This window comes from Candidatus Shapirobacteria bacterium, from assembly GCA_041659325.1.
GTDB lineage: Bacteria > Patescibacteriota > Microgenomatia > UBA12405 > UBA12405 > JBAZYN01.
Genome location: JBAZYN010000003.1, coordinates 26,516 through 50,863 on the forward strand (window position 1 = coordinate 26,516; position 24,348 = coordinate 50,863).

Annotated in this window: 26 protein-coding genes; 15 read left to right on the forward strand and 11 right to left on the reverse strand. The window is 42.9% G+C overall.

Features of this window, described 5'->3' with window-relative positions; all coding sequences use genetic code 11:
• Positions 1-23: 23 nt before the first annotated feature.
• The 4 genes from WC841_04980 (at position 24) to WC841_04995 (ending at position 3,804) form a co-directional block, all read left to right on the forward strand.
• Positions 24-740 (forward strand): C39 family peptidase, encoded by a 717-nt coding sequence (locus tag WC841_04980; protein ID MFA5828680.1) that lies wholly within the window; start codon positions 24-26, stop codon positions 738-740.
• 102 nt (positions 741-842) lie between these two features.
• Positions 843-1,319 (forward strand): VOC family protein, encoded by a 477-nt coding sequence (locus WC841_04985; protein ID MFA5828681.1) that lies wholly within the window; start codon positions 843-845, stop codon positions 1,317-1,319.
• Positions 1,320-1,638: 319 nt separating this feature from the next.
• Entirely contained in the window at positions 1,639-3,429 is a 1,791-nt protein-coding gene (locus WC841_04990; GenBank protein ID MFA5828682.1) for a PAS domain-containing sensor histidine kinase, read from the forward strand.
• A complete protein-coding gene (locus WC841_04995; GenBank protein MFA5828683.1) occupies positions 3,430-3,804 on the forward strand; it encodes a response regulator in 375 nt (124 codons plus the stop codon).
• Here WC841_04995 and WC841_05000 read toward each other — a convergent pair.
• A complete protein-coding gene (locus WC841_05000) occupies positions 3,794-4,462 on the reverse strand; it encodes a response regulator transcription factor (protein MFA5828684.1) in 669 nt (222 codons plus the stop codon). The genes WC841_04995 and WC841_05000 overlap by 11 nt on opposite strands.
• Before the next feature lie 189 nt (positions 4,463-4,651).
• Between WC841_05000 and WC841_05005 the strand changes: the two genes are divergently transcribed.
• The 3 genes from WC841_05005 to WC841_05015 all read left to right on the forward strand — a co-directional run bounded on the left by WC841_05005 (position 4,652) and on the right by WC841_05015 (position 6,474).
• Complete coding sequence (locus WC841_05005) at positions 4,652-4,828, forward strand: hypothetical protein (protein MFA5828685.1); 177 nt, start codon at positions 4,652-4,654, stop codon at positions 4,826-4,828.
• Between the two features lie 102 nt (positions 4,829-4,930).
• Entirely contained in the window at positions 4,931-6,136 is a 1,206-nt protein-coding gene (locus WC841_05010; protein ID MFA5828686.1) for a hypothetical protein, read from the forward strand.
• A complete protein-coding gene (locus WC841_05015) occupies positions 6,136-6,474 on the forward strand; it encodes a hypothetical protein (GenBank protein MFA5828687.1) in 339 nt (112 codons plus the stop codon). The genes WC841_05010 and WC841_05015 overlap by 1 nt, the downstream gene beginning before the upstream one ends.
• A gap of 127 nt (positions 6,475-6,601) precedes the next feature.
• On the opposite strand, the gene WC841_05020 is transcribed toward WC841_05015, so the two are convergent.
• Positions 6,602-11,461: an Ig-like domain-containing protein gene (locus tag WC841_05020; protein ID MFA5828688.1), complete on the reverse strand. Its 4,860-nt coding sequence runs from the start codon at positions 11,459-11,461 to the stop codon at positions 6,602-6,604.
• Between the two features lie 129 nt (positions 11,462-11,590).
• On the reverse strand, positions 11,591-14,062 hold the full coding sequence (locus WC841_05025) for an HAD-IC family P-type ATPase (protein ID MFA5828689.1): 2,472 nt from the start codon (positions 14,060-14,062) through the stop codon (positions 11,591-11,593).
• A 182-nt stretch (positions 14,063-14,244) separates the two neighbouring features.
• On the opposite strand from WC841_05025, the gene WC841_05030 reads away from it, so the two are divergent.
• The 3 genes from WC841_05030 (at position 14,245) to WC841_05040 (ending at position 15,896) form a co-directional block, all read left to right on the forward strand.
• Complete coding sequence (locus WC841_05030) at positions 14,245-14,823, forward strand: RNA polymerase sigma factor (protein MFA5828690.1); 579 nt, start codon at positions 14,245-14,247, stop codon at positions 14,821-14,823.
• Positions 14,798-15,457 (forward strand): hypothetical protein, encoded by a 660-nt coding sequence (locus tag WC841_05035; protein MFA5828691.1) that lies wholly within the window; start codon positions 14,798-14,800, stop codon positions 15,455-15,457. Before WC841_05030 ends, WC841_05035 begins: the two co-directional genes overlap by 26 nt.
• Before the next feature lie 76 nt (positions 15,458-15,533).
• On the forward strand, positions 15,534-15,896 hold the full coding sequence (locus WC841_05040; GenBank protein MFA5828692.1) for a hypothetical protein: 363 nt from the start codon (positions 15,534-15,536) through the stop codon (positions 15,894-15,896).
• A 97-nt stretch (positions 15,897-15,993) separates the two neighbouring features.
• On the opposite strand, the gene WC841_05045 is transcribed toward WC841_05040, so the two are convergent.
• From WC841_05045 to WC841_05075, 7 genes are all read right to left on the reverse strand, one after another.
• Positions 15,994-16,602, reverse strand: coding sequence for a DUF4256 domain-containing protein (locus WC841_05045; GenBank protein MFA5828693.1), 609 nt, complete (start codon positions 16,600-16,602; stop codon positions 15,994-15,996).
• 109 nt (positions 16,603-16,711) lie between these two features.
• Positions 16,712-17,974 (reverse strand): hypothetical protein, encoded by a 1,263-nt coding sequence (locus WC841_05050; protein ID MFA5828694.1) that lies wholly within the window; start codon positions 17,972-17,974, stop codon positions 16,712-16,714.
• The gene (locus WC841_05055) at positions 17,958-18,218 is read right to left on the reverse strand and encodes a hypothetical protein (protein ID MFA5828695.1); all 261 of its coding nucleotides are present in this window, start codon (positions 18,216-18,218) and stop codon (positions 17,958-17,960) included. Before WC841_05055 ends, WC841_05050 begins: the two co-directional genes overlap by 17 nt.
• Positions 18,219-18,263: 45 nt before the next feature.
• Complete coding sequence (locus tag WC841_05060) at positions 18,264-18,935, reverse strand: SOS response-associated peptidase (protein MFA5828696.1); 672 nt, start codon at positions 18,933-18,935, stop codon at positions 18,264-18,266.
• 58 nt (positions 18,936-18,993) lie between these two features.
• Positions 18,994-19,482, reverse strand: coding sequence for an excalibur calcium-binding domain-containing protein (locus WC841_05065; GenBank protein MFA5828697.1), 489 nt, complete (start codon positions 19,480-19,482; stop codon positions 18,994-18,996).
• Between the two features lie 91 nt (positions 19,483-19,573).
• Positions 19,574-19,999 carry a GNAT family N-acetyltransferase gene (locus WC841_05070; GenBank protein ID MFA5828698.1) on the reverse strand — a complete coding sequence of 142 codons (426 nt, stop codon included), beginning with the start codon at positions 19,997-19,999 and terminating at the stop codon, positions 19,574-19,576.
• Positions 20,000-20,084: 85 nt separating this feature from the next.
• The gene (locus WC841_05075; protein ID MFA5828699.1) at positions 20,085-20,522 is read right to left on the reverse strand and encodes a GNAT family N-acetyltransferase; all 438 of its coding nucleotides are present in this window, start codon (positions 20,520-20,522) and stop codon (positions 20,085-20,087) included.
• A 132-nt stretch (positions 20,523-20,654) separates the two neighbouring features.
• Here WC841_05075 and WC841_05080 point away from each other — a divergent pair, with 132 nt between their 5' ends.
• Positions 20,655-20,897, forward strand: coding sequence for a GlsB/YeaQ/YmgE family stress response membrane protein (locus WC841_05080; GenBank protein ID MFA5828700.1), 243 nt, complete (start codon positions 20,655-20,657; stop codon positions 20,895-20,897).
• A gap of 31 nt (positions 20,898-20,928) precedes the next feature.
• Positions 20,929-21,141 (forward strand): hypothetical protein, encoded by a 213-nt coding sequence (locus WC841_05085; GenBank protein ID MFA5828701.1) that lies wholly within the window; start codon positions 20,929-20,931, stop codon positions 21,139-21,141.
• A 60-nt stretch (positions 21,142-21,201) separates the two neighbouring features.
• On the opposite strand, the gene WC841_05090 is transcribed toward WC841_05085, so the two are convergent.
• Positions 21,202-21,885: a hypothetical protein gene (locus tag WC841_05090; GenBank protein ID MFA5828702.1), complete on the reverse strand. Its 684-nt coding sequence runs from the start codon at positions 21,883-21,885 to the stop codon at positions 21,202-21,204.
• Positions 21,886-22,019: 134 nt separating this feature from the next.
• Between WC841_05090 and WC841_05095 the strand changes: the two genes are divergently transcribed.
• The 3 genes from WC841_05095 to WC841_05105 all read left to right on the forward strand — a co-directional run bounded on the left by WC841_05095 (position 22,020) and on the right by WC841_05105 (position 24,326).
• Complete coding sequence (locus WC841_05095; protein ID MFA5828703.1) at positions 22,020-22,223, forward strand: hypothetical protein; 204 nt, start codon at positions 22,020-22,022, stop codon at positions 22,221-22,223.
• A gap of 108 nt (positions 22,224-22,331) precedes the next feature.
• The gene (locus tag WC841_05100) at positions 22,332-22,667 is read left to right on the forward strand and encodes a phage holin family protein (GenBank protein MFA5828704.1); all 336 of its coding nucleotides are present in this window, start codon (positions 22,332-22,334) and stop codon (positions 22,665-22,667) included.
• Positions 22,668-22,721: 54 nt separating this feature from the next.
• Complete coding sequence (locus tag WC841_05105; GenBank protein MFA5828705.1) at positions 22,722-24,326, forward strand: PQQ-dependent sugar dehydrogenase; 1,605 nt, start codon at positions 22,722-22,724, stop codon at positions 24,324-24,326.
• The last annotated feature ends 22 nt before the right edge of the window (positions 24,327-24,348 follow it).

Genomic DNA, 24,348 nt, shown 5'->3' on the forward strand with positions numbered 1-24,348 from the left:
TATTCAGGTATACTTTGGTAGAGATGAAGTATAAAAAAATAATATTTTTGATGGTGGTTATCGCAGGGGGGATAATTTTGCTAAAAAAATATAATAATAGCCCAGGCACTAACACAAACCCAGTGCCGGTAAGTGAACAAAAACCAGTGGTACTGCCGGAAAAGGTGGAGTGGAAGGTACCGTTTACAGCCCAGGCACCACTCGGAAAATGGGATGATGTAAAACAAGGAAACGGATGTGAAGAAGCATCAATTATGATGGCCTATCATTGGGCAAAAGGAACTAGCATTAGCCCCGACGAAGCAGAAGTAGAAATAATTAAAATGGCTGATTTTTCCCTAAAGCTGCTCGGGCATTTTCACGATATTTCAAACGAAGACACGATTAAACTGATGAAGGAATACTATAAATATGACAAAGTAATTCTAGAAACGGAAATAAATATTGAAAGGATAAAAACCAGACTAGCACAGGAAAAAATTTTGGTAGTGGCGGTAAACGGAGATTTACTTGGGAACCCTAACTATCAAATACCAAAACCGGCAAACCACAAATTGGTGATAACCGGGTATGACGAAACTACGAAAGAATTTATCACCAATGACCCGGGGACATCGAGGGGACAAGGCTTTCGATACAAATACGAAAAACTCTTTGAAGCAATTACAGACTACCCGACCGGATACAGGGAATCATTTAATCGGGTGTATAAGACGATGATCGTGGTGGAAAAGGAATAAAGTTTACCTACTTCTTACATAGTTTTTGTATATCTCTTTGAATTGGCCGGTAGTCTACTAGTATCTTAGATAGTTTAGTTAGACACAAGACAAAATAAAATTATGATACAAAAAATTGTCCCTAATTTATGGTTTGACGATCAGGCGTTGGCGGCGGCGAATTTTTATACTTCTGTGTTTAAGAGTTCAAAAATCGTCAATGTTATGCATTACGGTAAAGCAAGTTCAGAGGTATCGGGAAAGGTCGAGGGGAGCGTGATGGCGGTAGAATTTGAAATTGAAGGCCAAAGATTTGTGGCTTTAAACGGTGGCTCCGAATTTAAATTTAACGAGTCGATTTCGTTTATTGTAAATTGTGAGAATCAGGAAGAAATTGATATGTACTGGCGGAGTCTAACTGAGGGCGGTCAGGAGAGCGTTTGCGGTTGGCTTAAAGATAAATTCGGAGTATCGTGGCAAATTGTACCGACTGTTATCGACGAATTATTAAGCGATCCTGATCCTGAAAGAGCGGAAAGGGTAATGAGGAAGTTTCTGGAAATGAAAAAGATAGACATTAACAGTTTGATCGATGCGTAAAGTTAAATATTTAAATATAAAAATGACTAAAATATCATGGAGAAAAATAAAAGAAACAGTAATCACCGGAGTAATGCTTTTCGGACCGCTTTTGATGATGCAGTATTTGTGGGTAGGCCATATAGGCATAAGGTAAGTAGTAGAGAGAGATATTTTGTTCTGCCGGATTTCTTACATATCTTTGATGCGGAATTGCTGTGAATAAGTTTTAATTATATATTATTATAAGAATCTTTTCGTGAAAAAAAATTTAAAGGGTTTGTTGAGTAAAATAAGGAAATTGAGGGTTAATTTGCAAAAGATTAAGGTAAAATAGGATATGCTGAGAAAAAATACACAGGCGACCGAAAAAGATATTCTTGATGTTTTAATGGAAAACACCGATGCTCATTTGGCGTATCTTGATAATAATTTTAATTTTTTGAAGGTAAATTCCGCTTATGCCAAAGGATCCGGCGTTTTAAAAAAGGATCTGATTGGCAAGAATCATTTTGACCTTTTCCCCAGCCGTGAAAATCAGAAAATCTTTGAGAAAGTCAGGAAGTCGGGTAGAACGGTGAGATATCGGGCTAAACCATTTGTTAACCCGGTTGATCCGGAAAAGATGACGACTTACTGGGACTGGTCTTTGACTCCGATTAAAGATGGTGAGAAAAAAGTTATTGGGTTGGTATTTTCTCTGATGAACGTGACGGATTATAAAAGAACTGAAGAGAATTTGCGAAGAAGCGAGGGTAAGTACCGTAAACTTTTTGATAATATGGTGGATGCTTTTGCCTACCACAAGATGATCTTTGATCAAAAGGGGAAACCTATTGATTATGTATTTTTGGAGTTTAACCGAGCTTTTGAGGTGGCAACCGGACTAAAGAAAAAAACCGCTATCGGGAAAAGGGTGACGGAAGTGCTGCCAGGGATAAAAGACGGTGATTTTGACTGGATTGGGAAATACGGCCAGGTAGCTAAAACCGGAAAAAAAATTAAATTTGAGCGATATTTTGAACCATTAAATAAGTGGTTTAGTATTACAGCCTACTGCCCGCGAAAGGGATATTTTGCCACTACGTTTAAAGATATAACCGGACGGATTAATACGGAGAAAAAGTTAAAACACCTGGCCTCTTTCCCGCGCTTCAATCCCGAGCCAGTGCTAGAGTTGGACTTTGCCGGACAAGTGACATATGCCAATGCCTCGGTATATCAAGTCCTAAAAGAAGCGTGGTTGGGTCAAAACGCCCGGTTGTTTTTGCCGACAGATATCGGTGAGATAGTTGATACTTTAAGAAAAAGAAATGGTGTCTCATCTGTTTTAAAGGAGGTTAAGGTGGGTAACAAATATTTTGATTTGAAGATTTATCACCTGGTGAAACTAGGCTTAGTAAGAATTTACGGACACGATATTACCAACAGAAAGAAGATTGAACAGCAAAAAGACGAGTTTTTTAGTATTGCCAGCCATGAACTAAAAACTCCGTTGACCAGTATTAAGGCATTTTTACAGCTAATACAAAGGACGTGTAAGGGAGTATGCAACCCGCAAATGGGGCACTATCATGAGAGAGTGGCCGTCCAAATAGACAAATTGACACATTTGATAAATGATCTTTTGGACATAAGTAAAATTCAGAGTAAAAAAATGGAGATGGCCAAGGAAAAAATTAAGATTGACAAATTAATTCAAGAAGTGGCGGAAGATGTTCAAATGACGGCCAGTAACGGGCACGAAATAATTGTTAAAAGTAAGGTCGGAGCCACAATTTTGGGTGACTCTTATCGAATCGGTCAAGTATTGTCCAATCTGTTGGTTAACGCAGTCAAATATTCACCCGACGCCAATAGAGTGGAGGTTTCGGCTAAACGGAAAGACGGGATGGTAGTTATTAGCGTTAAAGATTTTGGACTAGGGATAGCAAAAGATAAACAAAAAAAGATCTTTGAACGTTTTTATCAAATTCAACCTAGCCCGGATTTTTTGGGAAATTTTTCGTCTCTTGGATTGGGACTTTTTATTTCGGCAGAAATTGTGCGAAATCATGGTGGGAAAATCGGGTTAAGAAGTGAAACCGGGAAAGGCTCAACTTTTTATTTTAGTTTACCGGAGAAAAACTAAATGAAAAAAATTCTTATTGTTGATGATGATGAGGCAATTTTGGAAGTCTTGAAAGCGATAACGGAAATGGCGGGTTACGGCGTACAAACGGCAACATGTGGGGAAGAAGCTTTGACAGTGGTTCAAAATGAGCGACCGGACCTGATAGTTTTGGATATGCTAATGCCAGGGATTAGTGGGAAACAAGTGTGCGAATACTTAAAAATGAATCCAAAGACTAAAAGAATTCCGGTAGTGATGATTTCCGCTAATCTAAGAGATCAAGACTTTAGGCAGAAACCCTGGGCGGAAGAATTTTTGGAAAAACCGCTTGATATGGACAGATATCTGAAAACAATTTCCAGAGAATTGGAGAAAACGGGGGCTATTGCCTGATGGTATAACCAAAGCCCCGAACACACTGGATTAACTTATGTTTGGATTGACCATCGACTTTTTTGCGAAGATAACCGATATACACATCGATTACCCGAGTCTGAACTTCAAAATCATAAGACCAGACACGATTTAGAATTGCCTCGCGGCTTACGACTTTACCTTGATTCATCATTAGGTACTCGAGCAAATTAAATTCTGTCGGACTAAGACTGATTTTTTTATCACCTCGGGTAACGTCATAGGTTTTGGTGTTGATAGTAAGGTCGGCAACGGTTAATTTGGAGCCTACTCCGGGTTGACGCAAGCGAGTCTTGATCCTGGCCAACAATTCATCCAGATCAAATGGTTTGGGGACATAATCGTCAGCGCCCAGACCCAAGCCTTTGGCAGCGTCTTTTGGAGTATTTTTGGCGGTCAAAATAATTACGGGAAGCTCGGGGGAATATTGTTTAAATCTGGAGCAAACGGTTTCACCGGAGATATCGGGCAAACCCAAGTCGAGTATTACCAGGTCAGGAGTGTTTTCTTCAAATTTTTTTAGGGCCTGGCCGCCCGTAAAAGCCTGGTCTACCAAGTAATTGTTTTCTAAAAGAAAAGTTTTTAGGGGGGTTTGCAAGTCTACGTTGTCTTCTACTAGAAGGATTTTACTTTTCATTGCTTGGATGGATTATACCATTTATGCATTAAGGTATCTTATCGGTGCTACGTTAGGAGAATTTTAAAATTATGTAAGATATATGTAAGAGTAAAAAAACAAAAATCTTCTTACCGTTTTTTTACCTTTTAGTAACAGATCTTTTAACATGGTTTGTAAAAATGTAGTTAATTATAAATTTAGAAAAGCATGAAACAGACAATGAATCAAAGAAAAGATGCGGGTGAGGATAGACTTAATATATTTTTTGGCGGCCTGGAGGGTCTAAGCAGTAGCGAGAAGGCAAAAGCCAAAGTGGTGGTACTGGCAATAATGTCGAAGTATTATGACAAGATCGCCGCGGCCACGGGAGCCGGCAAATATTGAGCCGGCAGGTAGTGTCACCATAGACCTATGGGAAATCTAGGTCTATGGTGGTGAGGAAGGTATCGGTGGGAATTTTGGGCGAGAAGTAATATACTCAAGAGAATGAAGAAAGTGGGGATATTAACTTGGTTTGTAATAATTTTTCTATTTATGCCCCTAAATAGAGTTCGAGCCGACGACGGCGGGCCGGATACCAATTTTTGGGTTAAGGATAATAAAATCACCTGTTTTAGCGTAGTCAACCCGGAAAGTATATCCCCTGACTCATTTCTTCTTTTTGATTATTCCCGCTCTATTGGTGAAAACCTAGGGAAACCCTGGTCAATAATAGAGAAAGGCCGATGCTATCAAATCGATAAAAGCTATGAAACATCCGGTCAAATTATTGGTGGAAGTGAAATCTATCAGGTTAAAATAGTTGATGGCAGCGAAAAAAAATATTACTCCGATTACCACAACTTCTCTCCATCCCAAAACCTTCAAGAGGGAATTAATGTAACCCCGATTGAATGGTTCCGGAGGGAAATTGGTATCAGCATGGATGAGTATCTTCATTTTACCGGCATTCACGCCGAAAGTTTATTTCCTACCAAGTATGTGGCCGGCTACCCCTTTACAAGTTTTACTTCTAATCAGACCGAGGAATTTGGAGCAATTCTTGATGATGCAACTTTTATTGCTGCCGATAATCTATATCAGCAACTCGCCACCGGGCTTGAAACTGCCATCCAAACGTGCGATAGCCGGAAACGGATAGAATATCAATTTGAAGTCGCTTCCGATAAGAACCTTAGCCTGGGGAAAATTATTTGGAAACTTGAAAATAATTTTAATTATGTAATTAACCCTAACCAATCCGATACAAGAGCGAGCAATGGTTATGAATTACCGCTGGTATTTGAGCGACTGCAACTGATGGGCTGCCAAAAAGCATTTGGAGAATACGAAACGGCGCATAAAAGTGACTTTGCCCGTTTTGATTTGCTAGCAGATCAACTTAGAGAAAAATACCCCACATCACCCGGGGGCTGGATTGGGCTAAACTTGAGTAAACGTGATGATCGGGATTTGGAACTTATAGGGGCTTTTGCTAATAATTCATATGTCCCCGAAAAAACTTTGCCATTGCCAACAGTGGTTTCTGACAAAGAAACTAAGTCTACGGTCTTGGATGAGCCGACGGCTGAGAAAAAAACCGATATTATCCGAAACTCGAACAGTTCCATTTTGGCTGTTTATTTTCTTATGCCTTTTATTGCGGCGGCCGGGATTACCTGGTTTTTCTTGAAAAAAAGAAAGCGCCACTAATGACTACCGAGCAGGAAATATTTTTGGCCTTTGCCATAACTCTGGTGACCGAACTGACATTGATTCTTGCCATTCAAAGACCGGGGGATTGGCAAAAATGGATAGCGGGGATATTGCTTATTAACTGCTTTACTCACCCCATAGTCATATATTTACTCCATTTTCAAAATTGGCCATATTTGTTGGTCGAGGCAGGAGTGATTCTGACGGAAGCGGTGTGGTATAGGAAATTTTTTTCAATAAGCCCCAGGCGGGCCATGCTCGTCTCGTTTGTGGCTAATATTTTTTCAATTTTTATGGGAATGGTTGCCAGAAAGTGGGTTGAATTTATGACCTAACCACCGTCTTTGTGTTGTTTTGGATGGTTCGATGGCCTTTGCGATGTACTTGACTAAACACTGCTCTTTTTGGAAATCAAAAACGGTGGTGGGACGTATGTTTTCTAAAATTTTTTAATTATTTAGGCTACCAACACCACCAAAGGAAACATGTCTTTTGGGGTAAGGGGGTTTTGGCTGGCTTGGGGGTAGGTGTATCGGCCACTACCAGGGAAGGGGGCGGTGAAGGTGATTGTTTTGAAGCCGGATTTTTGGAGGGTGTTTTGGGGCTAATAACTGAAACAATTTTGGAAATGATTTTTTTCAAGATAGTGGTTTTTTTGTAATAGGTTTGGGGTTTACCGGTATCCTTTTGGATAGTTTTTGCTTTTACTATGTTGCTCCACACCCCGGTCTGGCAGCCATTTTGCCCACGAAGCTTGAAGTAATAGGTGGTGTTGGGTTTAAGGGAGTTAACCGTAAAATTTTGGACACCTTCACGGGCCAGAGAGACACGGGCACCATGGTCTTCGGCTGTTGGCAGAGCGGAAAAACTGATATAGAATTCCGTGGTATCGGAAATGGGAGTGAAAAATAATTTGGCAGTAGTGGCAGTTACATTGATTTGAAATAAATCGGGAATTGAAGCAGGCTGAGGGTCGGAACAACCCGGAACGGAATTAGTGGCATTGGATGAGGCTTGACTGGTAGTGGCCGAATTGGCCGCGGGAGTCGCGGTTGAGGTAGGGCTAGAAGTGGGCGTTGAGGTGGGAGTGGGGGTTAAAGTAGGGGTAGGAGAGGGCGGGAGAGGGGGGCCAAAAATGCCAAAAATGGAAAAATCGGAAGTTTGGCAAGTAACCGTGCGACTGTTTTGATTGACAGTGCAATTGTCTAATTCGTGCCAAAGAGAGCCATCGTGACGATATATTTTGAGACCTGATTCATTGATATTTGTAACATCGTCGGCTCCGTAGGACAGGGTGATACTAAGAGGTAGCTCAAATTGGGAAATAGTTGAGGAGGCAGATGTAAGGGCAGAAAGCCGGACTAGAAAATTTCCGATTAATTGATGATTGGATGGTGCTGAAATTGAGGCGATGATCGGGTCTTTGTTTAGCTGTAGCGCCTGGAAAGTAGCATTTGATTGAGAAAAGCCGGAGGGAATATTGACAACTAAACTGCCGTCGGAGTTGGAAAAGGACTGAGTTGCCCCAATATTTGCGGCAACACTGAGAATATTTGAATCTAAAACCGTAGCTGAATTGGGACAGCCAGTGGTAATAAAACTGGCAATGCTACTTTGGCCGGTGGCACTATAAGCACTGGTGGAAACAGTCCGGTAATAATATTTTGTACAAGAAAGCAGGCTGCCAATTTGGACGCTATGATTATAAACTCGGGTTGAGATATCCTCTTCGTCGGTAGCAGAAGGAACTGAACTGTTGACACCAAAAACCACTTTAGATGAGGTGAGCAGGTCAGTGTGCCAGGTAAAAGAGGCACTATTATTATCGTAATCTGACAGTGAAACACTAGTTATGGCCGGGGGGGAACCGTCGGCAACATTGACGCTGGTCGGAGTAGAGAGAACAGTTTTGTCGCGGACCAGAAAATAACTGTAGATTTCTGTGGCCGGAGCCACCCAGACTTCGTCTGATCCTCCGGGGCCATAGTTGTCGTAAACATGATCGATTACCTGCCCCAGAGAGGCTTCTTTGTTGCCGTGAGTCAGAGTGTTTAACCAAAAATGACGTGAAGAAGAGGCGTTGGCCGACATCCAATCCATGATTGAATTGGTTACCGAATAATCGGTCTCGATACTCATATCCCGGCCGATTTTAATTGTGTCTGAATCAACCGCCAAGGCGACCCGACCGGAATTGCTGTAACTGGCAGCATCTTGGTCAATTCTCATAAGGCCGTTTGATTGCGATTCGTTGTACATTATACTGGTAGCGGCGGCCGTTCTCATAGCCAGAACATAGGCATCATACGCAGAGACAAAACATGGGGCGGCAAATCCCAAGACTTTGTAACCGGGTACTGATGAAGCACTAACGATTTCCATTATTTTGTTATAGCCGTTTAGAATGGTGTTTTCCATAAATTCCGGATCAGAAATTTGGTCTCCCACACACTGATGATTATAGGTGTGGTTACTTAAGGCCCAACCCTGCTGAAGAAGGGTGGTCAAAACGGGCTTGTCATAGATCCAACTTTCGTTTCTGGCATCCTGAATGATATTGCCGATTAAATTAAAAGTCCCCCGCCAGTTTTTTGAATTGAGCAAGGCAACTTGGGCCGCCAAATTAACATTGTCGTCCATCCCGTGCGACCAGGCAAAGCTTTTGTGGTCTTTTAGGGCTGATTTGCTTACCGTAAATACAGTTGGATCTGAGGGATTTTTTATAAGTAACTCAAATGAATTTTGGGGGGAGGTAAACCAAAGGTCGCCGGTAAGGGAGCTATAGTGACTGACAACCGTAGTGTCTCCGGTTGTTACGGTCGCCTCGTCAACTGTGCCCAGATGGACAAGATAGGTCAACTGCTGATAATACAGACTGGGGACAGCTGACTTGTCGGCGGTAAAAGACAGGGTGTAATAAATCGGATTGGCTAAAACTTCGACACTGACTGAAGCCTGGGCGGTGTGATTGTTGCCATCTGAGACAGTATAAGTAAAGGTGTCATCGCCTAAAAATCCGGCGGTGGGAGTATAAATGATTTGAGTGCCGGAGATAACAGCTGTGCCGTGGCCCGGAGCGGAAACCGAGTCTAACGTCAGGACATCATTGTCGGGGTCGGTGTCGTTGCTGAGCGGACTAAAAGTGGCTTGGGTATTGGTAACGATGGAATCGTTTTGAGGGGTCGGAGAGGAGTTTGAATACACATAAGAAATATCCAAAGTAGGCTTTGGCTCGGAGCCGGTGTAATCGGCGGTGAAAAAGGTGGAGGTTGACCAGGTAGTACTATTATTGTTACCAACCCATAACAAAATTGAATTGCCAGAGACCCAATCGGACCGATTGATAACCGTTTGGAGGACCGAAGTTAGATCGGGAGAAGTGATACCGGTGCCGAAAGTGCCAAGAGGGACGGCGCTCCAGTCAACATATTGGCTAGTTAATTGCTCCTGTTTTGTCAAAAAGGTGGCGGAATCGGTGGGTATAGTAGGAGAAGCGGCGTTGACAGCTTTGATTCGGACATTTACGGTATCGGCGCCTGATCCGGATAGAGTTAGTCTGAGCTTGGCAGAACTTAAGTTAGTGCCCCGGGCGATAGTAACGTTTTCAAAGAGAAAAAAGTGATTGGTAGACTGGTTACTGCTTTTGCCTAACTGAGCGGTAGTTTCGGTGTTGTGAAAGGTATCGACAATTAGGTGACAGTCGTGAGATCCCGAAGCAATGCTTTTGGAAAAATTAGCAACTGTTAGATTAGCGATATCCTCGATTTTGGCGGTGTTGTTTGATGTATAAGTTGTCTCGTTTGCCAGGTTATCACCGACATCATACTTATATTGGTAACAATTGCCCAAAACTACGGTGTCGTCTGAATAATTTGGGTAAGTACCTGACAGATCGATAGTTGACCAGGAGCCATAGGAGCCACAGATCTGATCAGTCATGGTGGCTAAGCGGCGATAGAAAACCCGGCTTGAAGTATCAATGCCGGAACCCGAGTCGGTGCCATCGACCGCCGTAAAGCTAACGGAGGGGTTGACGTAAAAACCGTCATTGTAACTCAAACTGCCGCCACTTGGCGGGGTGGTATCTATTTTTACGGTATTTGAGGCGGTTTTTGGTGATTCAGCCACACCGTTTGTATCGGTAGAAAAATATTTTAAGGTATAAACGCCGTCCATGAAAAAACTGACGGTGTTTCCCGAAGAAGAGCTTAGACTTGGGATTGACCCATCGGTGGTGTAGTAAGTGGAAGCACAACCCGGGCCACCGACGTTAGTGCAGGTGAGGGTGACGCTGACTATCCCACTATGCCAGGAAGAATCGGTATTGTCCGAAGTGGTGGGAACCAAGGGACCAACAATAAAATCCGGCGATGAACCTGCGGCAACAAAAGGGCTGCTACCGGCCGAGTTGGTAATTCGGGATTGCCAGTGATAGGACTGACCGTAAGTCAAGCCCGTTACCGGGACAGAACCGGTCACGGCTGGTCCAACATACTCAAGGGGTAGACCAAAATAATTGGGGGTGCCGTCGAAAGAGACACCAATTTGCCGAACTTCGACTTCCGGAGTCAGGGTATCCGAAGAATTTTCCGAATCCATGCTAAATTTGAGAACAACTTGATTTTCGGGAGTAGTTTCTCCGGCGGCCAATGCCGTTGACCCATCGCTTCGATATTGAGAAAGGGAGGAGGGAGAGTTGGGGATAACAACCGGAACGGAATAAGTAATGACAAGAGATGGTTTTGCCTCGGCGCCGGTGTGGTTGCCCATTATCACGGTCCGATTTGACCAGGCGGCAGAATTGTTGTCGTTTATAAAAATCTGGATGGAGTTTCCGGAAACCCAATCTTGACGATTGACAATTTCTGCGATTATGGTCGAAAAGTCGGGAGAAGTAAACCCAACTCCCCAACCAACCGAGGGCAGATTGGTCCAGGGAATTGTGGACGAAGTAAGGTTGCCCTGAAAGGTGGTAAATTCGTCCACGCTTGCCGGGGCAGTAGGGGAAGAAATGTTTTGGGCAGCAACAAGAAGGCTAACGGTTCCGGCGTTCGAGCCGGTAGCTGTAAAACCCATATAAGCGGAATCAATAGTGGAACCTTGGGGAACAGTAACATTGGTAAACAAGAAGAAAAATCTGGTCGGATTGTTGTTGGCCCGACCGAGTTGGGCGGTGGTATCGGTGGCAGAAAAGACACCGTTGGTTACCTTTGAGTCGTTTGGGCCGGAAGTGATTGACCTGGAAATGGTGGTAGCAGAATAAACGGACGTGGGTTTCAGGACAAGAAAACAAAAAAAGAACAAAAGCACTTTCCGCAACATTGTTCAATTATAAACTAAACGATGTCTATGAAAAAAAATTAAGGCAAAAATACACTATGCAATTAGTGTAGATTACCTACTCCGTTTTTTGAGTATTTGCCGCCTTGTTGAGAATTCGGTTGGAAGAAATCAGACGGATAAGGAAACGGGCGGGGTGTACTCTTGTTGGCGATTGGCCCCGGAACTTAAATGGTAAATGAATTTTATAATTTCAACCGTAAAAAACATAAAAATCGAAAGACCCAGGGCTATCAGCCAATAGGATAGGGGTAGTTTTGCCAGATTGAAAAACTGTCGGGTGGCCGGAGTGGCGAATGGCAAAATCTGCAGAACTAGACCCGCCACGACGGCCACTATTAGCCATTTGTTTTCAAATAGGTTGTTTTTCCAAAACGGTATCATGAGGGTTCTGACTGAAAATACATAGACAAGGGAATCAAGACCAAGGGTGATAAAGACCATTGAGCGGGCAGTAACCAAGTCCCCTGTTAGCCTGAAAGTAAGGGAAAAAACAATCAGACAGGTCAGACCGGTGACAATGCTAACAAAGCCAATCAAACTCATCATCCAGGGAGTGACTAGCTTCTCTTTGGCGCAACGGGGGGGTTCTTTCATAATACCGGCTCTTTTGGGGTCGATGGTTAAAGACAAATTGGGGAAGCCGTCTGATACCAAATTTATCCAGAGAATTTGCATGGCGGTGACGGGAAGGGGTAGGCCGGAAACAATGCCGCCAAGAACGACGATTATTTCGGCAAAGGAGTCGCAAAGAAGATAAAGGATAATTTTCCTGATATTTTCAAACATAGCCCGACCTTCTTCGATGGCTCTAACCACAGTTGAAAAATTGGAATCAAGAAGAATGATGTCGGCTGATTCTTTGGCCACATCAGTGGCCTCGCCGACAACCACCCCGATATCGGCGGCGTGAAGGGCCGGGGCATCATTGACGCCATCACCCATCATGGCAACTATTTCCCCGTTTTTCTTTAGCGCTGAAACGATAGCGTGTTTTTGGTCCGGTGTGGTTCGGGCAAACAATTTGATGGTTTTGACTTTTTTGGCTAACTGGCTAATGGTGAGGTTTCGTAACTCATCACCGGCAATGATTTCATCTTTGGTTACTTTTATCCCGAGTTGATGGAGGACAAATTCGGTGGTCTTGGCATAATCTCCCGTAATTACTAAAGTTTTTATACCGGCTGAAATGGTTTGGGCTAAAGCTTCCTTTACCCCCAAACGAACCGGATCGGAAAAAGCCAAAAGACCAATCCAGGTAAGTTTGCTTTTGGCATCAGCCGTGACTAAGCTTTTTTTACCAAGAGGGGTACTTTTGCGGGCAAAACCGATAATTCTTTTTCCCTGTAGGGTAAGGCTATCAATCGTGGATAATATTTTGTCTTTTTCTTTTTGGGGTAGAGTTGTCCAGCCCAGAACCAATTCGGGGGCACCATTGACAAAGACCATATTTTGACCGGCAGACCAGCGGTGAAGACTAACAAAAAACCTTTCTTTGGAGGAAAAAGGAATACTGTCTAGCCTATGATGCTCGGAAACAAAATCGGTAATAATAGTTCTCCCCCACTCGAAAGCAGAAATAACCATGGGGTCGTCTAAATCGTTTGCAAGGAGGACTTGTTTGGCCAAATCGGCTTTGTTGCCAATACAATCTACGACTTCCATTTTGCCCTGAGTCAGGGTGCCGGTTTTGTCAACACAAATCACAGTAACTCCTCCAAGAGTTTCGGCGGCTGATAATTTTCTGACTAAACCGCGCTGTTTTAGTATCTTTTGCATCCCCACGGATAAGACAACGGTAAGAGATACCAAAAGACCTTCGGGGATACTCGAGACCGCCAGGGCAACAGAAGTAATAAAAATTTCGGTGGCGCTATATTGATATAAAATCCCCAGAAAAAAAACATAAACGGTGATAATACCGATGACAATGGCTAACTGTTTGCTAAATGATTTCAATTGTCTTTGGAGGGGGGTATCTGCTTCCGGCTCCTGAATCTCTCCGGCGATGGCGCCCATTTTGGTCTTTGCCCCAATAGCGTTGACCAACATTGCCGCCTGGCCGGAAGAAATAGTGGTGCCCATAAAAACATCATCACCTTTAACTTTTTTGGCAGGGAGGCTCTCACCGGTGAGAATAGCTTCGTCAATAAAAAGACGGTTGGCCGATATTAACCGGCCGTCGGCCGGTATTTTGACACCCTGATCAAGGATGACAATGTCGCCAACAACAATTTGGGAGGTGTCGATTTGGGTTCTGCTTCCGTTACGGATAACAGTTGCCCTATCGGTCATATAATTTTTGAGAGCTCTAAGCGCATCGGAAGCCCGATTTTCCTGAACGTAGCCCAAAATTGTGTTGATAAAGACCGCCAAAGAGATGATGGCGGCATCAGTATAGTGGCCAATTATTAGAGTAATAACAGTGGCGATAACTAAGACATAAACTAAGGGACTTTTTAGCTGTTCGAGTAAAATTGAGAGGTGACTAGCGGCAGGTTTTTCCGGTAATACATTCAAACCATCTTGTTTTTGTCTTTTGACTACTTCTTCATTTGACAATCCTGGCTCGTCGGGAAACATATAATCATTTTCGCATAAATTGCTCGTCTTTTTACAAATACCACGACTAGTGACAGAAAAAACATCTTTTATACGATATGATATTTATGTTTTTTATTTTGTTTTAGGTTTTGGGAAACAGGGATTGATTGGCCTTTTGAAATAAATCGGATAAAGAAATTGTATATATACTAAAGGAAGTGATGATCGATGAGGACTGTCAAAATTTAGAGGATAATGAATTGGTGGCGCTGTCTTTGGACGACAGCCGGTATTTTTACTGCCTAATGAAACGGTATGAAGAAAAACTGGCCCGGTATGTCCATCGATTTACCTACCTGGCGGAGGATGATATTGACGATATTGTCCAGGAGTCATTTATCAGAGCCTATCAGCATTTAAACGATTGTGACTGTGATTTGAAATTTAGCAGCTGGCTGTACCGGATAGTTCATAACCAGGCGATTAATTTTATGAAGAAAAACAAACAATCGATAAAAATAGACTTTGAAAATGATGATGAATTTGTGGACTGGCTAATAGCCGACACCAATATTGAAAAGGAAACTATAAAATCGTATTTTAACGATCAGGTCCAAACAATTTTGCAAAAGCTGAAACCGGAATATAAGGAGGTACTGGTGCTAAAGTTTTTTGAGGATAAAGACTATTCAGAAATTAGCGACATTTTACAAAAGCCAATGGGGACAGTGGCAACACTTATCTCCCGGGCAAAGATACAATTTAAAAAAATCTATGAAAAAGAAAAAAAATATCAGTGATAAAGCAATAGAGCTTATCAATCAACAAAAAATCAGACCGATCCCGAGGTGGGAATTTGTGGCGAAAAACTGGGGGCTGTGGCTAGCGCTGACTATGAGTCTCGGAGCCTTGGTTCTGGGAACCGGGGTTTCATGGTTTGGGGTGGTTGAAAACATAATTACGCCATATCTTTGGCTACTGGTGGCCTTAGTATTTTTGGGAATTTCATTTTTTTTGTTTGAAAAAACCAAGCGGGCTTACCGATTTTCCAAATGGTGGGTGATAGCAATCATTGGCATCGTAGGATTAATTATTGGCGGAGTGTTGTTTAGAGCCGGAGTGGCCAACAAGATTGACAGGCGACTGGAAACCACTATCCCCTTTTACCGACAGATGGTGCCGATGAAACTCCAAACTTGGAACAGGCCGGAATTGGGATACCTGTCGGGAACTATCACAAAGGTAGCTGACGGGAATAATTTTGAGATAAAGGATTTTGGTGGAAATACATGGAGTATCAGCGGCCAAAATATATTGGTGAGAGGGAGGACAAGGATTGAAACAGGGGCGGAGATTAAGCTTGTCGGGACAAAAACCGGCGAAGGCGAATTTCTGGCTGAGGAAATCCGGCCGTGGGCAGGCAGGCGAAACTAAGTTGAAAGAAAACTTATGGTCAGCTTGTATTAGTAATAGACAAGGCCTGTCGGATTAACAATTAATTTAAAAACTTATGAAAAATCAAATTGTTTTAGGAGTGGCAGCTTTAGCCCTGGGTTTGGTGGCAGTTAAATCGTTGACACCGGTTTTGGCATATCGGGGGGACGCTGCAGTCCGCGGCCCCAACTACACCGAGGCCCGACATACTGCCAATTTAAGCGCCTTTGAAAAAGGTGATTACAAAGCTTGGGCAGCAAATATGCAGGGTCGGGGAGCAACCAGATTTGTTAACGAATCGAACTTTAAGGAGTTTGCCGCTGCTCAAGTGGCCGCTCAAAAAGGTGATTCAACCCTTCTTGAAGCCTTTAGGGCTAAATACGGCATGGGTAAGGGGAACGGTCAGGGTTGTGGGATGGGTAACCGGGTAAATAAATAATATTTTGCCGGTGAATATTGGAAAACCCCTCTTTTTGAGAGGGGTTTTAGTTTGTATTAAATAAAGCTTGATACGCCAATAGGTACATTCTTGAAGCCTAGACTTTAAGAGCGCCGCGGAACCCCCTTGAGCCATAATAAGATTCGGCCCCGTTGTGATAAATAAAAACATGGTTGTAGCGGCGATCGGCAAAAATGGCACCACCAAGTTTTCTGATACTTTCGGGTGTTTTTATCCAACTTGAAGTTTTGGTATCAAAGACACCAAGTGACTGCAGCTGACGATATTGGTCCTCCGTTAAGATTTCAATCCCCATGATAGCCGCCATGTCCAGGGCATTGCCCCGGGGCTTGTTGGCTTTTCGAGACTCGAGCGCCTGACGGTCGTAACAAAGGTTTCTCCGTTCTGTGGGACTTTCGGGAGAACAATCATAAAAAATAAGTTCCCCCGGGTTAAACCCCACCACATCCGGCTGACCGCCGCTTTGTTCCATTTCATAAAGTGGGAGGAGCTTATCGAGGTTAGCTTCCAACTTTGCCAGAACCTTTTCCCAGACCAAATCCGGGTGACGATTCGGGAAAGTCTTAAAACGGGCCTGCAAAATATCGAGTAACTTTTGGCTTTCGTCGGGTAAGAGTAATTTTTTGTGGTTATGAAAGTTGCTGCTGCTTATTTTTTTACCCTCTTTGGCATTATTTTTTTTCATAAGAAAAATAAACGTCCTTAATAATCCTGATAAATAACTTTGCATTTTTATAATACGCACTAAGGGTGAAACTGAGGTAATAAAAAGATATGAATTGGGAAAGAATGGGCTATTCACTGTTGATGAACTGTTCCAGCTCTTTGATGTTGCCAAAGGCAACCCGGTCGGGAACATAGTCCTTCGTCCCTAGCATCATGGCCGGAGTAATGACAAAATCCCCCCATTTTTCCTTAATTTTATCGACGGCTCGGGTGAGGCTGATTTTTTTGGTGATTTCGTTGAACAAATCGAGCTGAGAAAAATCGGACTTTTTTAGATCAAAAAGAGAAACGGAAAGATTGGCCACCGGTTTGCGATAGGGAGAGGAAACCATAATACGGTAGGCATATTTATAAATATCGCCGGCGCTAAAAAGTGGCTCCCGGTGAACAGTACCACCATGATGCCAAAAAGAATGGTCCCGATACAAAAGGGCGACATGAACTCCCCGGGCAGAAAAACCGGCCCGGCGCATACGGAAACTACATTTTTCGACTAGCTTGTGAAGCAGAGGAGAAAGCTTTTCCGGCTCGGAAAGAGCCGTGGGGAGAGAGTACATATTGCCATAACTTTTGCGACTAAATTCAACATCGTCTATTTCCCAGCCGCGAAGGCGAAGGTACCAATAATAGCCCAAAATTGATTGGAAGGCGCAACGGAGTTGGCTGACCGGAGCTTGGTAAAAATCAATTAGGGTGTGAATGCCGACATTGTTTAGCCGAATGGCATTGGCAGTCTTGATGCCATTTAAATCCGTCAGAGTAAGTTTGGAGTAAACTTGGTGATAGTTTTTTGAATTTATTTCTTCAAGACCGTCCGGTTTTTTTAGATTGGCGGCAAGTTTGGCTAAAAAACGATTCGGCCCAATACCGATAGAAACGGTGAGCCAGTCACCAATATCCTGTTTGATTTTTTGTTTGATTTCTTTGCCCGCCTGATGAAGCCCGAGCCTGAAAGAGGGATAGCCCTCAAAATTCAGGACAAATTCATCGATTGATTTTGGCGAAAAATTAGAAGTATAGCGGGAAATCAGATCACGAAGCCGGACATGAATATTTCTGTATTTCCAGGGATCAGGGCCAAGAATCTGCAAGTGGGGGCAAAGAAGTTTGCCCTCTTTGACCCGCATGCCGGTTTTGACCCCGTATTTTTTGGCTTCGATTGAGGGAGCCAGAATACAACCACTGGGAGTGGTGTAGGCGGCTACGGCAATGGGCCGGCCGCGAAGCAAGGGGTTGGCTTGCTGCTCGATGGTGGCAAAACAGGAATTCAGATCAATATGCATGATGGTGGAAGGCTTGGAATTAAAAGGAAGGTTAGCCAGGTAATCCATCGGAGATTTCTTCTAAACGCCAGGATAAATTTTCGGTATTTAAATTAAGGCGGAAAAAAGTATCGCCGGAAGTAACGGAAAATATGTGGTGGAGGGTGCGGCCGTTTCTAAACTGGTGATGGAGGCCGACTTTGGTGATTGAATATTCCCGGCCATCCCAACGAACCCTGAGGGGAGAAACCCTGGCCCCTTTGGGATCATAGACAGAAATAACGGCGATGGGGACGTCAACCCGAAGATGCATACAAGAGTCTACCCGAAGAATACCCGAAGGTCAAGCGGGGTAAAACTAAGAAACCGGTTTGATTAGACGGGGATCATTTTCAGAGGAACGATTGAGACGATCGGAGACTTGGGTGGAGAGCATGGAAGAGGGCGAAAAGGGCTTTAAAAGAGCTAAAAGAGAGTCCGGAGATGTTTTATCATCGAGCCATGTTTTCTCGCTCTGGGGTTTTAAAATTACCGGCATACGGTCGTGAATGGGGCTGATAAGCTGATTTGAGTCAGTCGTAATAATAGTATAAGTTTGAAGTTTGACACCGTTTGGATCTGTCCATTCTTCCCAAAGACCGGCAAAGGCTAGAAGCGGCTGATCTTTGAGAGTGTAATAAAAGGGGGTTTTCTTTTTGTTTTTTGTTTCCCATTCATAAAAACCACTGGCGGGAACCAGACAGCGTTGGCGGCGAAAGGCACTCCGATAAGAAGGCTTAACAGAAACCGTATCTGCCCGGGCGTTGATCATCCTAAAGCCTATTTTGGAATCTTTGGCCCAGGATGGGACCAAACCCCAGCGCATAAGAGAGAAATGATTGCCCCTTTCCCCGGAGGTGATAATGGGCATAAACTGACCGGGAGAAACGTTGAAATTAGCCTGTAAATCCAATCCCCCCTCGTCTTTGGGATCAAGAGAAAACCTGTCAAAAAAATCTTGGCCGGGATAAAAGGCATATCGCCCACACATGAGATAGTGTAACAAATGGCGGACGACTACTTATTTTCTAATAAAAGGCACGCCGGATTTACTTGTTTCCTTGGGGCAAACTCTCGCAGGCATCACCATCTTTGTTGCCGTCCAACCTATTTACGTCGTTACCGACACCACCGACTTTTAGAAAGAACTTTTGGGCTTCGGGCTGAGTGGAAAAATCGTCACAATTATACTCATCGGCTTTCTTGCCTTTTGAAGAATCGGTGGTAATTTCACCAAATTTATCAAATAAAATGTTGCCGGCAGAATCCCTGGTAACCTTTGATTGCTCAAATGATTTTGTTTGCCAAAGTTTTCCCAAATCCCAATCGTTTTGAGAAAATTCAAGGCCAAAAGCCCCCAATAAAGCGACAAAGGCAATTACCAATACCAGTCTTAGTTTTTCGAAAAATATAAAAAGAATAGCAACGATAACAAGAAGAGCGCCGATGAACCACAATCTGGTCTTGCGGTTTCCGCGGAGCGTTTGAAATTTTGAGGGACTTTTTTCACTTACATCGACATTTTTTTCTTTTGGCATATGTAAGTTATAACACCGGAGGATGAGGATAACAACAAGTTTACGAAAAATATTGCCGGAAAAATATCGTATTTAAAACTTGATGCAAAAATTAAAGACTTTTTCTATAGTAACTCAAACAACAACCTTTGGGGAAATCTTCTAGTTTTCCGTAAAGTTTATAGCCCAATTTTTCATAAAATTCTGGTGCCTGCCAGGTAAAAGTATTGGTATAAGAAAAAGTACAGCCCCTTTTTGTCCCTTCTGCTTCGACGGCTGCCATTAACTTTCTCCCCCACCCCTGTTTCCTAATTGATTCGTCTACCCACAAAGAATCAATCTCCATCCCATTCCACAAAACTGAGGCAAGAACACAGCCTAATAATTTATCACTTTGGTCCCGCAAGACTATGGAGAAAACATCTTTTTTCCTAGGATGCCCTTTGCTAGCATGGTATGCCAACATCCCATCTACTAAGATTTTCCTATCTTCTTCTTTTAAATCCCCATCTTGAAACACCAGCTTGTATTCATTCATATCCAAATCATACACCATTGAAGTTGCGGACATGAAGGTCCGGGGGTAATCGGATGGAGTGATTTTGGAGGTAAGGGGGCGAGTTTTATAACTTTTTGATTAGGCCAACCCGTGAGTGTCCGGAAGAGTAAAAATCTTCGAAGGTAGCAAAGATTTGGTAACCTTGTTTTTGGTAAAAAGACGATGCCTCGTAGTCGGCCGTCCAGGTCCAAATATATTTGATGCCGAGTAATTTTATTTTTTCTTCGAGTAGACCTAAAAGCTTTTTGCCCAAACCTCGTTTTCGGTATGCTTTTTCAACTAAAAGATCACTTAGATAAAAGTATGGCGCATATCCATTTTCGATTTTTTGGGCTAAGCCACTTGAGCAACCAACAAATAATTCATTGTCGGTGGCGACAAATCCATGGCGTTGCTGGGTTTCCGGCGGATTACCAAATTCCAACCCATGTTCATCAAAAGCGGCCTGTTCCCGCTTGAACTCTGAGTCGGTCATATCACGATCGTCAAATTTGATGGTCATATGAGTTAGTCTATCAAAAGTTTGGCGGAGAGCTTCGGTTAGTCTTACAAACTTCTTACCTTTTTTTACTATAACACTTGGAAAACTTGGCCATAATCAGGGTGAAATTAATAATTAATAAATGGAGGTCAAATGAGCATTTTAGTTTGGATAATTTTTGGAGCGATAGTCGGCTGGATTGCCGATTTAATAATGAAGGGAAATCATGGAACGGTGGAAGATATAATTTTGGGAATTGTGGGAGCGTTTTTGGGAGGACTTATTATGAACATGATTGGGCAACCCGGAGTGACCGGATTTGATTTGTACAGCATAATGGTGGCGGTGATTGGCGCGGTGGTCGTAATATTCTTGGGCAGAGCTTTACATAGATAGTTTTTAATTTAATAATTTATAAGGAGTAAAAATGGACGGAGAAACAATAAAAAATCATAAAAAAAAGAGTGTGGCGATGGGCATTATTTCGACGGCGGCCGGAATAGGGTTGGTGATTGCAGCAACCAGAGCTTTGAGGAATAAAAATAATCGGAAAAAAATTGCCACCAAAATGACCGAGGTAAAAAATAAGGTTAGCCAGGCAATGAAAACCGATAGAAAAATATTACCCAAAACGCAGTAATATATGGTGCCAATCGGCTATCGGGGGTAAATAAATAAGTATTTATTAAGCGTAACCTGACTAGTCACATACGAGATTTTTTCGGCAGGTTGACTTGAGGTCGTCCGACCCGGCCCCCTCACAGATTTGGCAAATTCTTTTTAGTTCGTCGGTGATTGTTGAATTAATATCGGCGGAGTCTACAAACTGGAAATCGAAAGGCACTTCAAAGACGGGATCGACATCATCCCAGTCTGAACACAGGTGATCACCGGATAACGGCGCGCTACCAAAACGTTTTAAGACACCAAGTTCGGAGATATCGACGTTAAATCTAAAATCCGATAGTTTCATTTTTTGCCCTGACGGGTTTTCGGGTTTTGGTCCACCGTAATAAATCGGCGGATTCCACACATAGACCTGGCCACCATCATAAAATATTTGGGTTTTGAAAGAATTTTCTTCGGAAGTGGCACTGATGCGATAATCAGCTCTAATTTTGTCCCCGGACATATAAGTAAAAAGCTCGATGGTTGATTTGGGACTAATGACAACACTCTGGCATTTTATTATTTTTTGAGGTTTAATCTCATCGGTATCGGCAAGTTTGGTCTCGGTGGCGGGAGATTTTTGGATAGTTTCGGGCGGGGTAACTTTTTTTGAAAAAAACGATTTGTATAAGAAATAGAGAGCCAAAAGCAGGAATAGTAATAGAAATATGATCAGCCACTTGGGATTTTTTTTGTTTTCTTTGGTGTCTTCCATATGCTTATTGTACTACGGCAAAGTATTTTAGAGCGGAAAAATATATTATCTCTTTTCTTACATTATATTTGCACGACTTTTATTTCTATGACAGAAAATTGATTAAAGTTTTAATTATTAATTAATTTAAAAATATGGCAACAATTGTCAATACTCCCTCTTCGGGGGAATCGAGTGGCGGTATGGGAATGTTTTTGACCGCAGTTTTGGTTATCGGTCTTATTTTGGTGGTGGGATATTTTCTGCTACCGGCAATAAGGCAGGGGGGGCAGACTAACACGCCTTCGATCCAAATCCCGGAGGAAGTGGATATAAATATTAATCAACCAACCCAGTAAAAAACTAGCAAGGTGGTAGGTCTCTTACCGATTTATTACTAAATCTTTGTAATTTATTAATGGGGCGAAATTATATTGGAGTATTAAAATTTTATTTAAAATATGGAGATGTTGGTAGGATTTCTGGTGTATAGTCTGGCAGTATATATAACTTCGTATGTTTTACCGGGGATTGTGATTAAAGACTTTTTTACGTCGGTAGTGGTTGCGTTGGTGTTGGGTTTGGTAAACACTTTTATCAGGCCGGTGTTTTTGTTTTTTACATTTCCAATAACTATTTTGACGTTTGGACTGTTTGTATTTGTAGTAAATGCCCTAATGGTGCTTTTGGTGGACGCTCTGATTCCGGATTTTGAGGCAAAAAGTTTTTGGTGGGCACTGGCTTTTAGTGTGGTTTTATCAATCGTCAGTTCACTGATATTTTCGGTAACTAAGGTTAAATAAAATAACCAACGTAACAAACAAAAATAATATAACAAATTATAATTATTTAGGCATATGAAAAAAACAATTTTATTTTTTTTGATAATTTTAATAATTATCGCGGCGGGTTTTCTTTTTGCTCCGAAAAATGAGGGCCAACCGAGTATCGTCAAAGAAGAGCCGGTACCGGGGGTGGATGTAAAACTGGTGGCCGAGGGTTTTGTGTCACCGGTGGCTTTGGTGCCGGCAAACGACGGGACTAAGCGGATGTTTCTGGTTGACCAAATTGGCTTGATAAAAGTGATAGATGCGGAGGGGAAGGTGCTCGAAAATAATTTTTTGGATTTGCAGAATAAATTGGTAACACTGTCGCAAAATTATGACGAGAGAGGGCTGCTGGGATTGGCTTTTCATCCTAGCTTTAGGGAAAACGGCCGGTTGTTTGTCTATTACAGCGCGCCGTTGAGAAGCGGGGTGACCGGAGATTGGAACCATACCAGTATTCTGTCGGAATTTATGGTTGATAAGAACAACCCCAATATGGCGGATCCAAATTCGGAAAAGGTCATTCTTCAGATTGACCAGCCCCAATCAAACCACAACGGCGGACATATCACTTTTGGGCCTGAAGGTTTATTGTACATTCCCCTGGGAGACGGCGGGGCAGCGAATGACGTGGGGCTAGGCCATGCGGAAATTGGCAACGGCCAGGACATTACCACCATGTTGGGGAAAATTCTGCGGATTGATGTCGATAAAGGCAGCCCATATACCATACCCGAAGATAATCCATTTGTGGACAAAGAAGGGCTAGATGAGATATATGCTTACGGACTAAGAAACCCCTATCATATTTCTTTTGACTCGGGAGGAAATAAAGAGCTTTTTGCCGCCGACGCGGGGCAGGATTTGTGGGAAGAGGTAAATATCGTGACAAAGGGGGGGAACTATGGCTGGAATATCAGAGAGGGCAGCCATTGCTTTGACCCGTCGAATGCGGAGCAATCAGCGGTGACTTGCCTGAGCACAGGACTTAACGGTGAGCCGCTTTTGAATCCGATTATTGAATATGGCCATATGGGAGAGGGCGGAGGAAAGGCGATTGTGGGCGGATATGTTTATCGGGGGGAGGCAATAAAGGAACTTAATGGGGATTATGTTTTTGCCGACTGGAGTCGTGACTTTACAAAGGGTGACGGCAGCCTGTTTGCGGCAAGTTTGGATAATGGGAATTGGTCTTTGAGAGAATTAAAAATTTCTAATGGTCAGAATAGCCGCTTGGGACTATTTATAAAAGGAATGGGCCAGGATGAGGATAACGAGTTGTATCTACTAACGACAGGGACACTCGGCCCTTCGGGCGAGAGTGGAAAAATATTTAAAATTTTATCGCCGGGAAGTGCAAGTACCGGTGAAAACAAGGAGGCAGAAATGGAGGAAGAGAAGGTAAGGATTAAAAATTTTAAGTTTGAGCCGGAGACGATAACTATACCCAAGGGGACAAAAGTTACCTGGGCGAATGAAGATTCGACTCCGCACACAATTGCCAGTCAGGGAAATTTTGAGTCGAATACTTTTGATCAGGGAGAAACGTTTAGTTTTACTTTTGAGGAAACCGGAGAGTTTGACTATATTTGCGGCATACACCCGGAGATGAAAGGTAAGGTAATAGTGGAGTAAAATATAAAGCAGAATATTTATT

Bases quoted from the DNA above. Each gene is read 5' to 3' on its own strand.
- WC841_05085 (MFA5828701.1), top strand. From the start codon at position 20,929: ATGGACGGAGAAACAATAAAAAATCATAAAAAAAAGAGTGTGGCGATG.
- WC841_05020 (MFA5828688.1), bottom strand. From the start codon at position 11,461: ATGTTGCGGAAAGTGCTTTTGTTCTTTTTTTGTTTTCTTGTCCTGAAA.
- WC841_05065 (MFA5828697.1), bottom strand. From the start codon at position 19,482: ATGCCAAAAGAAAAAAATGTCGATGTAAGTGAAAAAAGTCCCTCAAAA.
- WC841_05040 (MFA5828692.1), top strand. From the start codon at position 15,534: ATGAAAAATCAAATTGTTTTAGGAGTGGCAGCTTTAGCCCTGGGTTTG.
- WC841_04990 (MFA5828682.1), top strand. From the start codon at position 1,639: ATGCTGAGAAAAAATACACAGGCGACCGAAAAAGATATTCTTGATGTT.
- WC841_04980 (MFA5828680.1), top strand. From the start codon at position 24: ATGAAGTATAAAAAAATAATATTTTTGATGGTGGTTATCGCAGGGGGG.
- WC841_05010 (MFA5828686.1), top strand. From the start codon at position 4,931: ATGAAGAAAGTGGGGATATTAACTTGGTTTGTAATAATTTTTCTATTT.
- WC841_05035 (MFA5828691.1), top strand. From the start codon at position 14,798: ATGAAAAAGAAAAAAAATATCAGTGATAAAGCAATAGAGCTTATCAAT.
- WC841_05005 (MFA5828685.1), top strand. From the start codon at position 4,652: ATGAAACAGACAATGAATCAAAGAAAAGATGCGGGTGAGGATAGACTT.
- WC841_05050 (MFA5828694.1), bottom strand. From the start codon at position 17,974: ATGGATTACCTGGCTAACCTTCCTTTTAATTCCAAGCCTTCCACCATC.
- WC841_05055 (MFA5828695.1), bottom strand. From the start codon at position 18,218: ATGCATCTTCGGGTTGACGTCCCCATCGCCGTTATTTCTGTCTATGAT.
- WC841_05105 (MFA5828705.1), top strand. From the start codon at position 22,722: ATGAAAAAAACAATTTTATTTTTTTTGATAATTTTAATAATTATCGCG.
- WC841_05100 (MFA5828704.1), top strand. From the start codon at position 22,332: ATGTTGGTAGGATTTCTGGTGTATAGTCTGGCAGTATATATAACTTCG.
- WC841_05090 (MFA5828702.1), bottom strand. From the start codon at position 21,885: ATGGAAGACACCAAAGAAAACAAAAAAAATCCCAAGTGGCTGATCATA.
- WC841_04985 (MFA5828681.1), top strand. From the start codon at position 843: ATGATACAAAAAATTGTCCCTAATTTATGGTTTGACGATCAGGCGTTG.
- WC841_05030 (MFA5828690.1), top strand. From the start codon at position 14,245: ATGATCGATGAGGACTGTCAAAATTTAGAGGATAATGAATTGGTGGCG.
- WC841_05080 (MFA5828700.1), top strand. From the start codon at position 20,655: ATGAGCATTTTAGTTTGGATAATTTTTGGAGCGATAGTCGGCTGGATT.
- WC841_05025 (MFA5828689.1), bottom strand. From the start codon at position 14,062: ATGTTTCCCGACGAGCCAGGATTGTCAAATGAAGAAGTAGTCAAAAGA.
- WC841_05000 (MFA5828684.1), bottom strand. From the start codon at position 4,462: ATGAAAAGTAAAATCCTTCTAGTAGAAGACAACGTAGACTTGCAAACC.
- WC841_05045 (MFA5828693.1), bottom strand. From the start codon at position 16,602: ATGAAAAAAAATAATGCCAAAGAGGGTAAAAAAATAAGCAGCAGCAAC.
- WC841_05070 (MFA5828698.1), bottom strand. From the start codon at position 19,999: ATGAATGAATACAAGCTGGTGTTTCAAGATGGGGATTTAAAAGAAGAA.
- WC841_04995 (MFA5828683.1), top strand. From the start codon at position 3,430: ATGAAAAAAATTCTTATTGTTGATGATGATGAGGCAATTTTGGAAGTC.
- WC841_05060 (MFA5828696.1), bottom strand. From the start codon at position 18,935: ATGTGTGGGCGATATGCCTTTTATCCCGGCCAAGATTTTTTTGACAGG.
- WC841_05075 (MFA5828699.1), bottom strand. From the start codon at position 20,522: ATGACCATCAAATTTGACGATCGTGATATGACCGACTCAGAGTTCAAG.
- WC841_05015 (MFA5828687.1), top strand. From the start codon at position 6,136: ATGACTACCGAGCAGGAAATATTTTTGGCCTTTGCCATAACTCTGGTG.
- WC841_05095 (MFA5828703.1), top strand. From the start codon at position 22,020: ATGGCAACAATTGTCAATACTCCCTCTTCGGGGGAATCGAGTGGCGGT.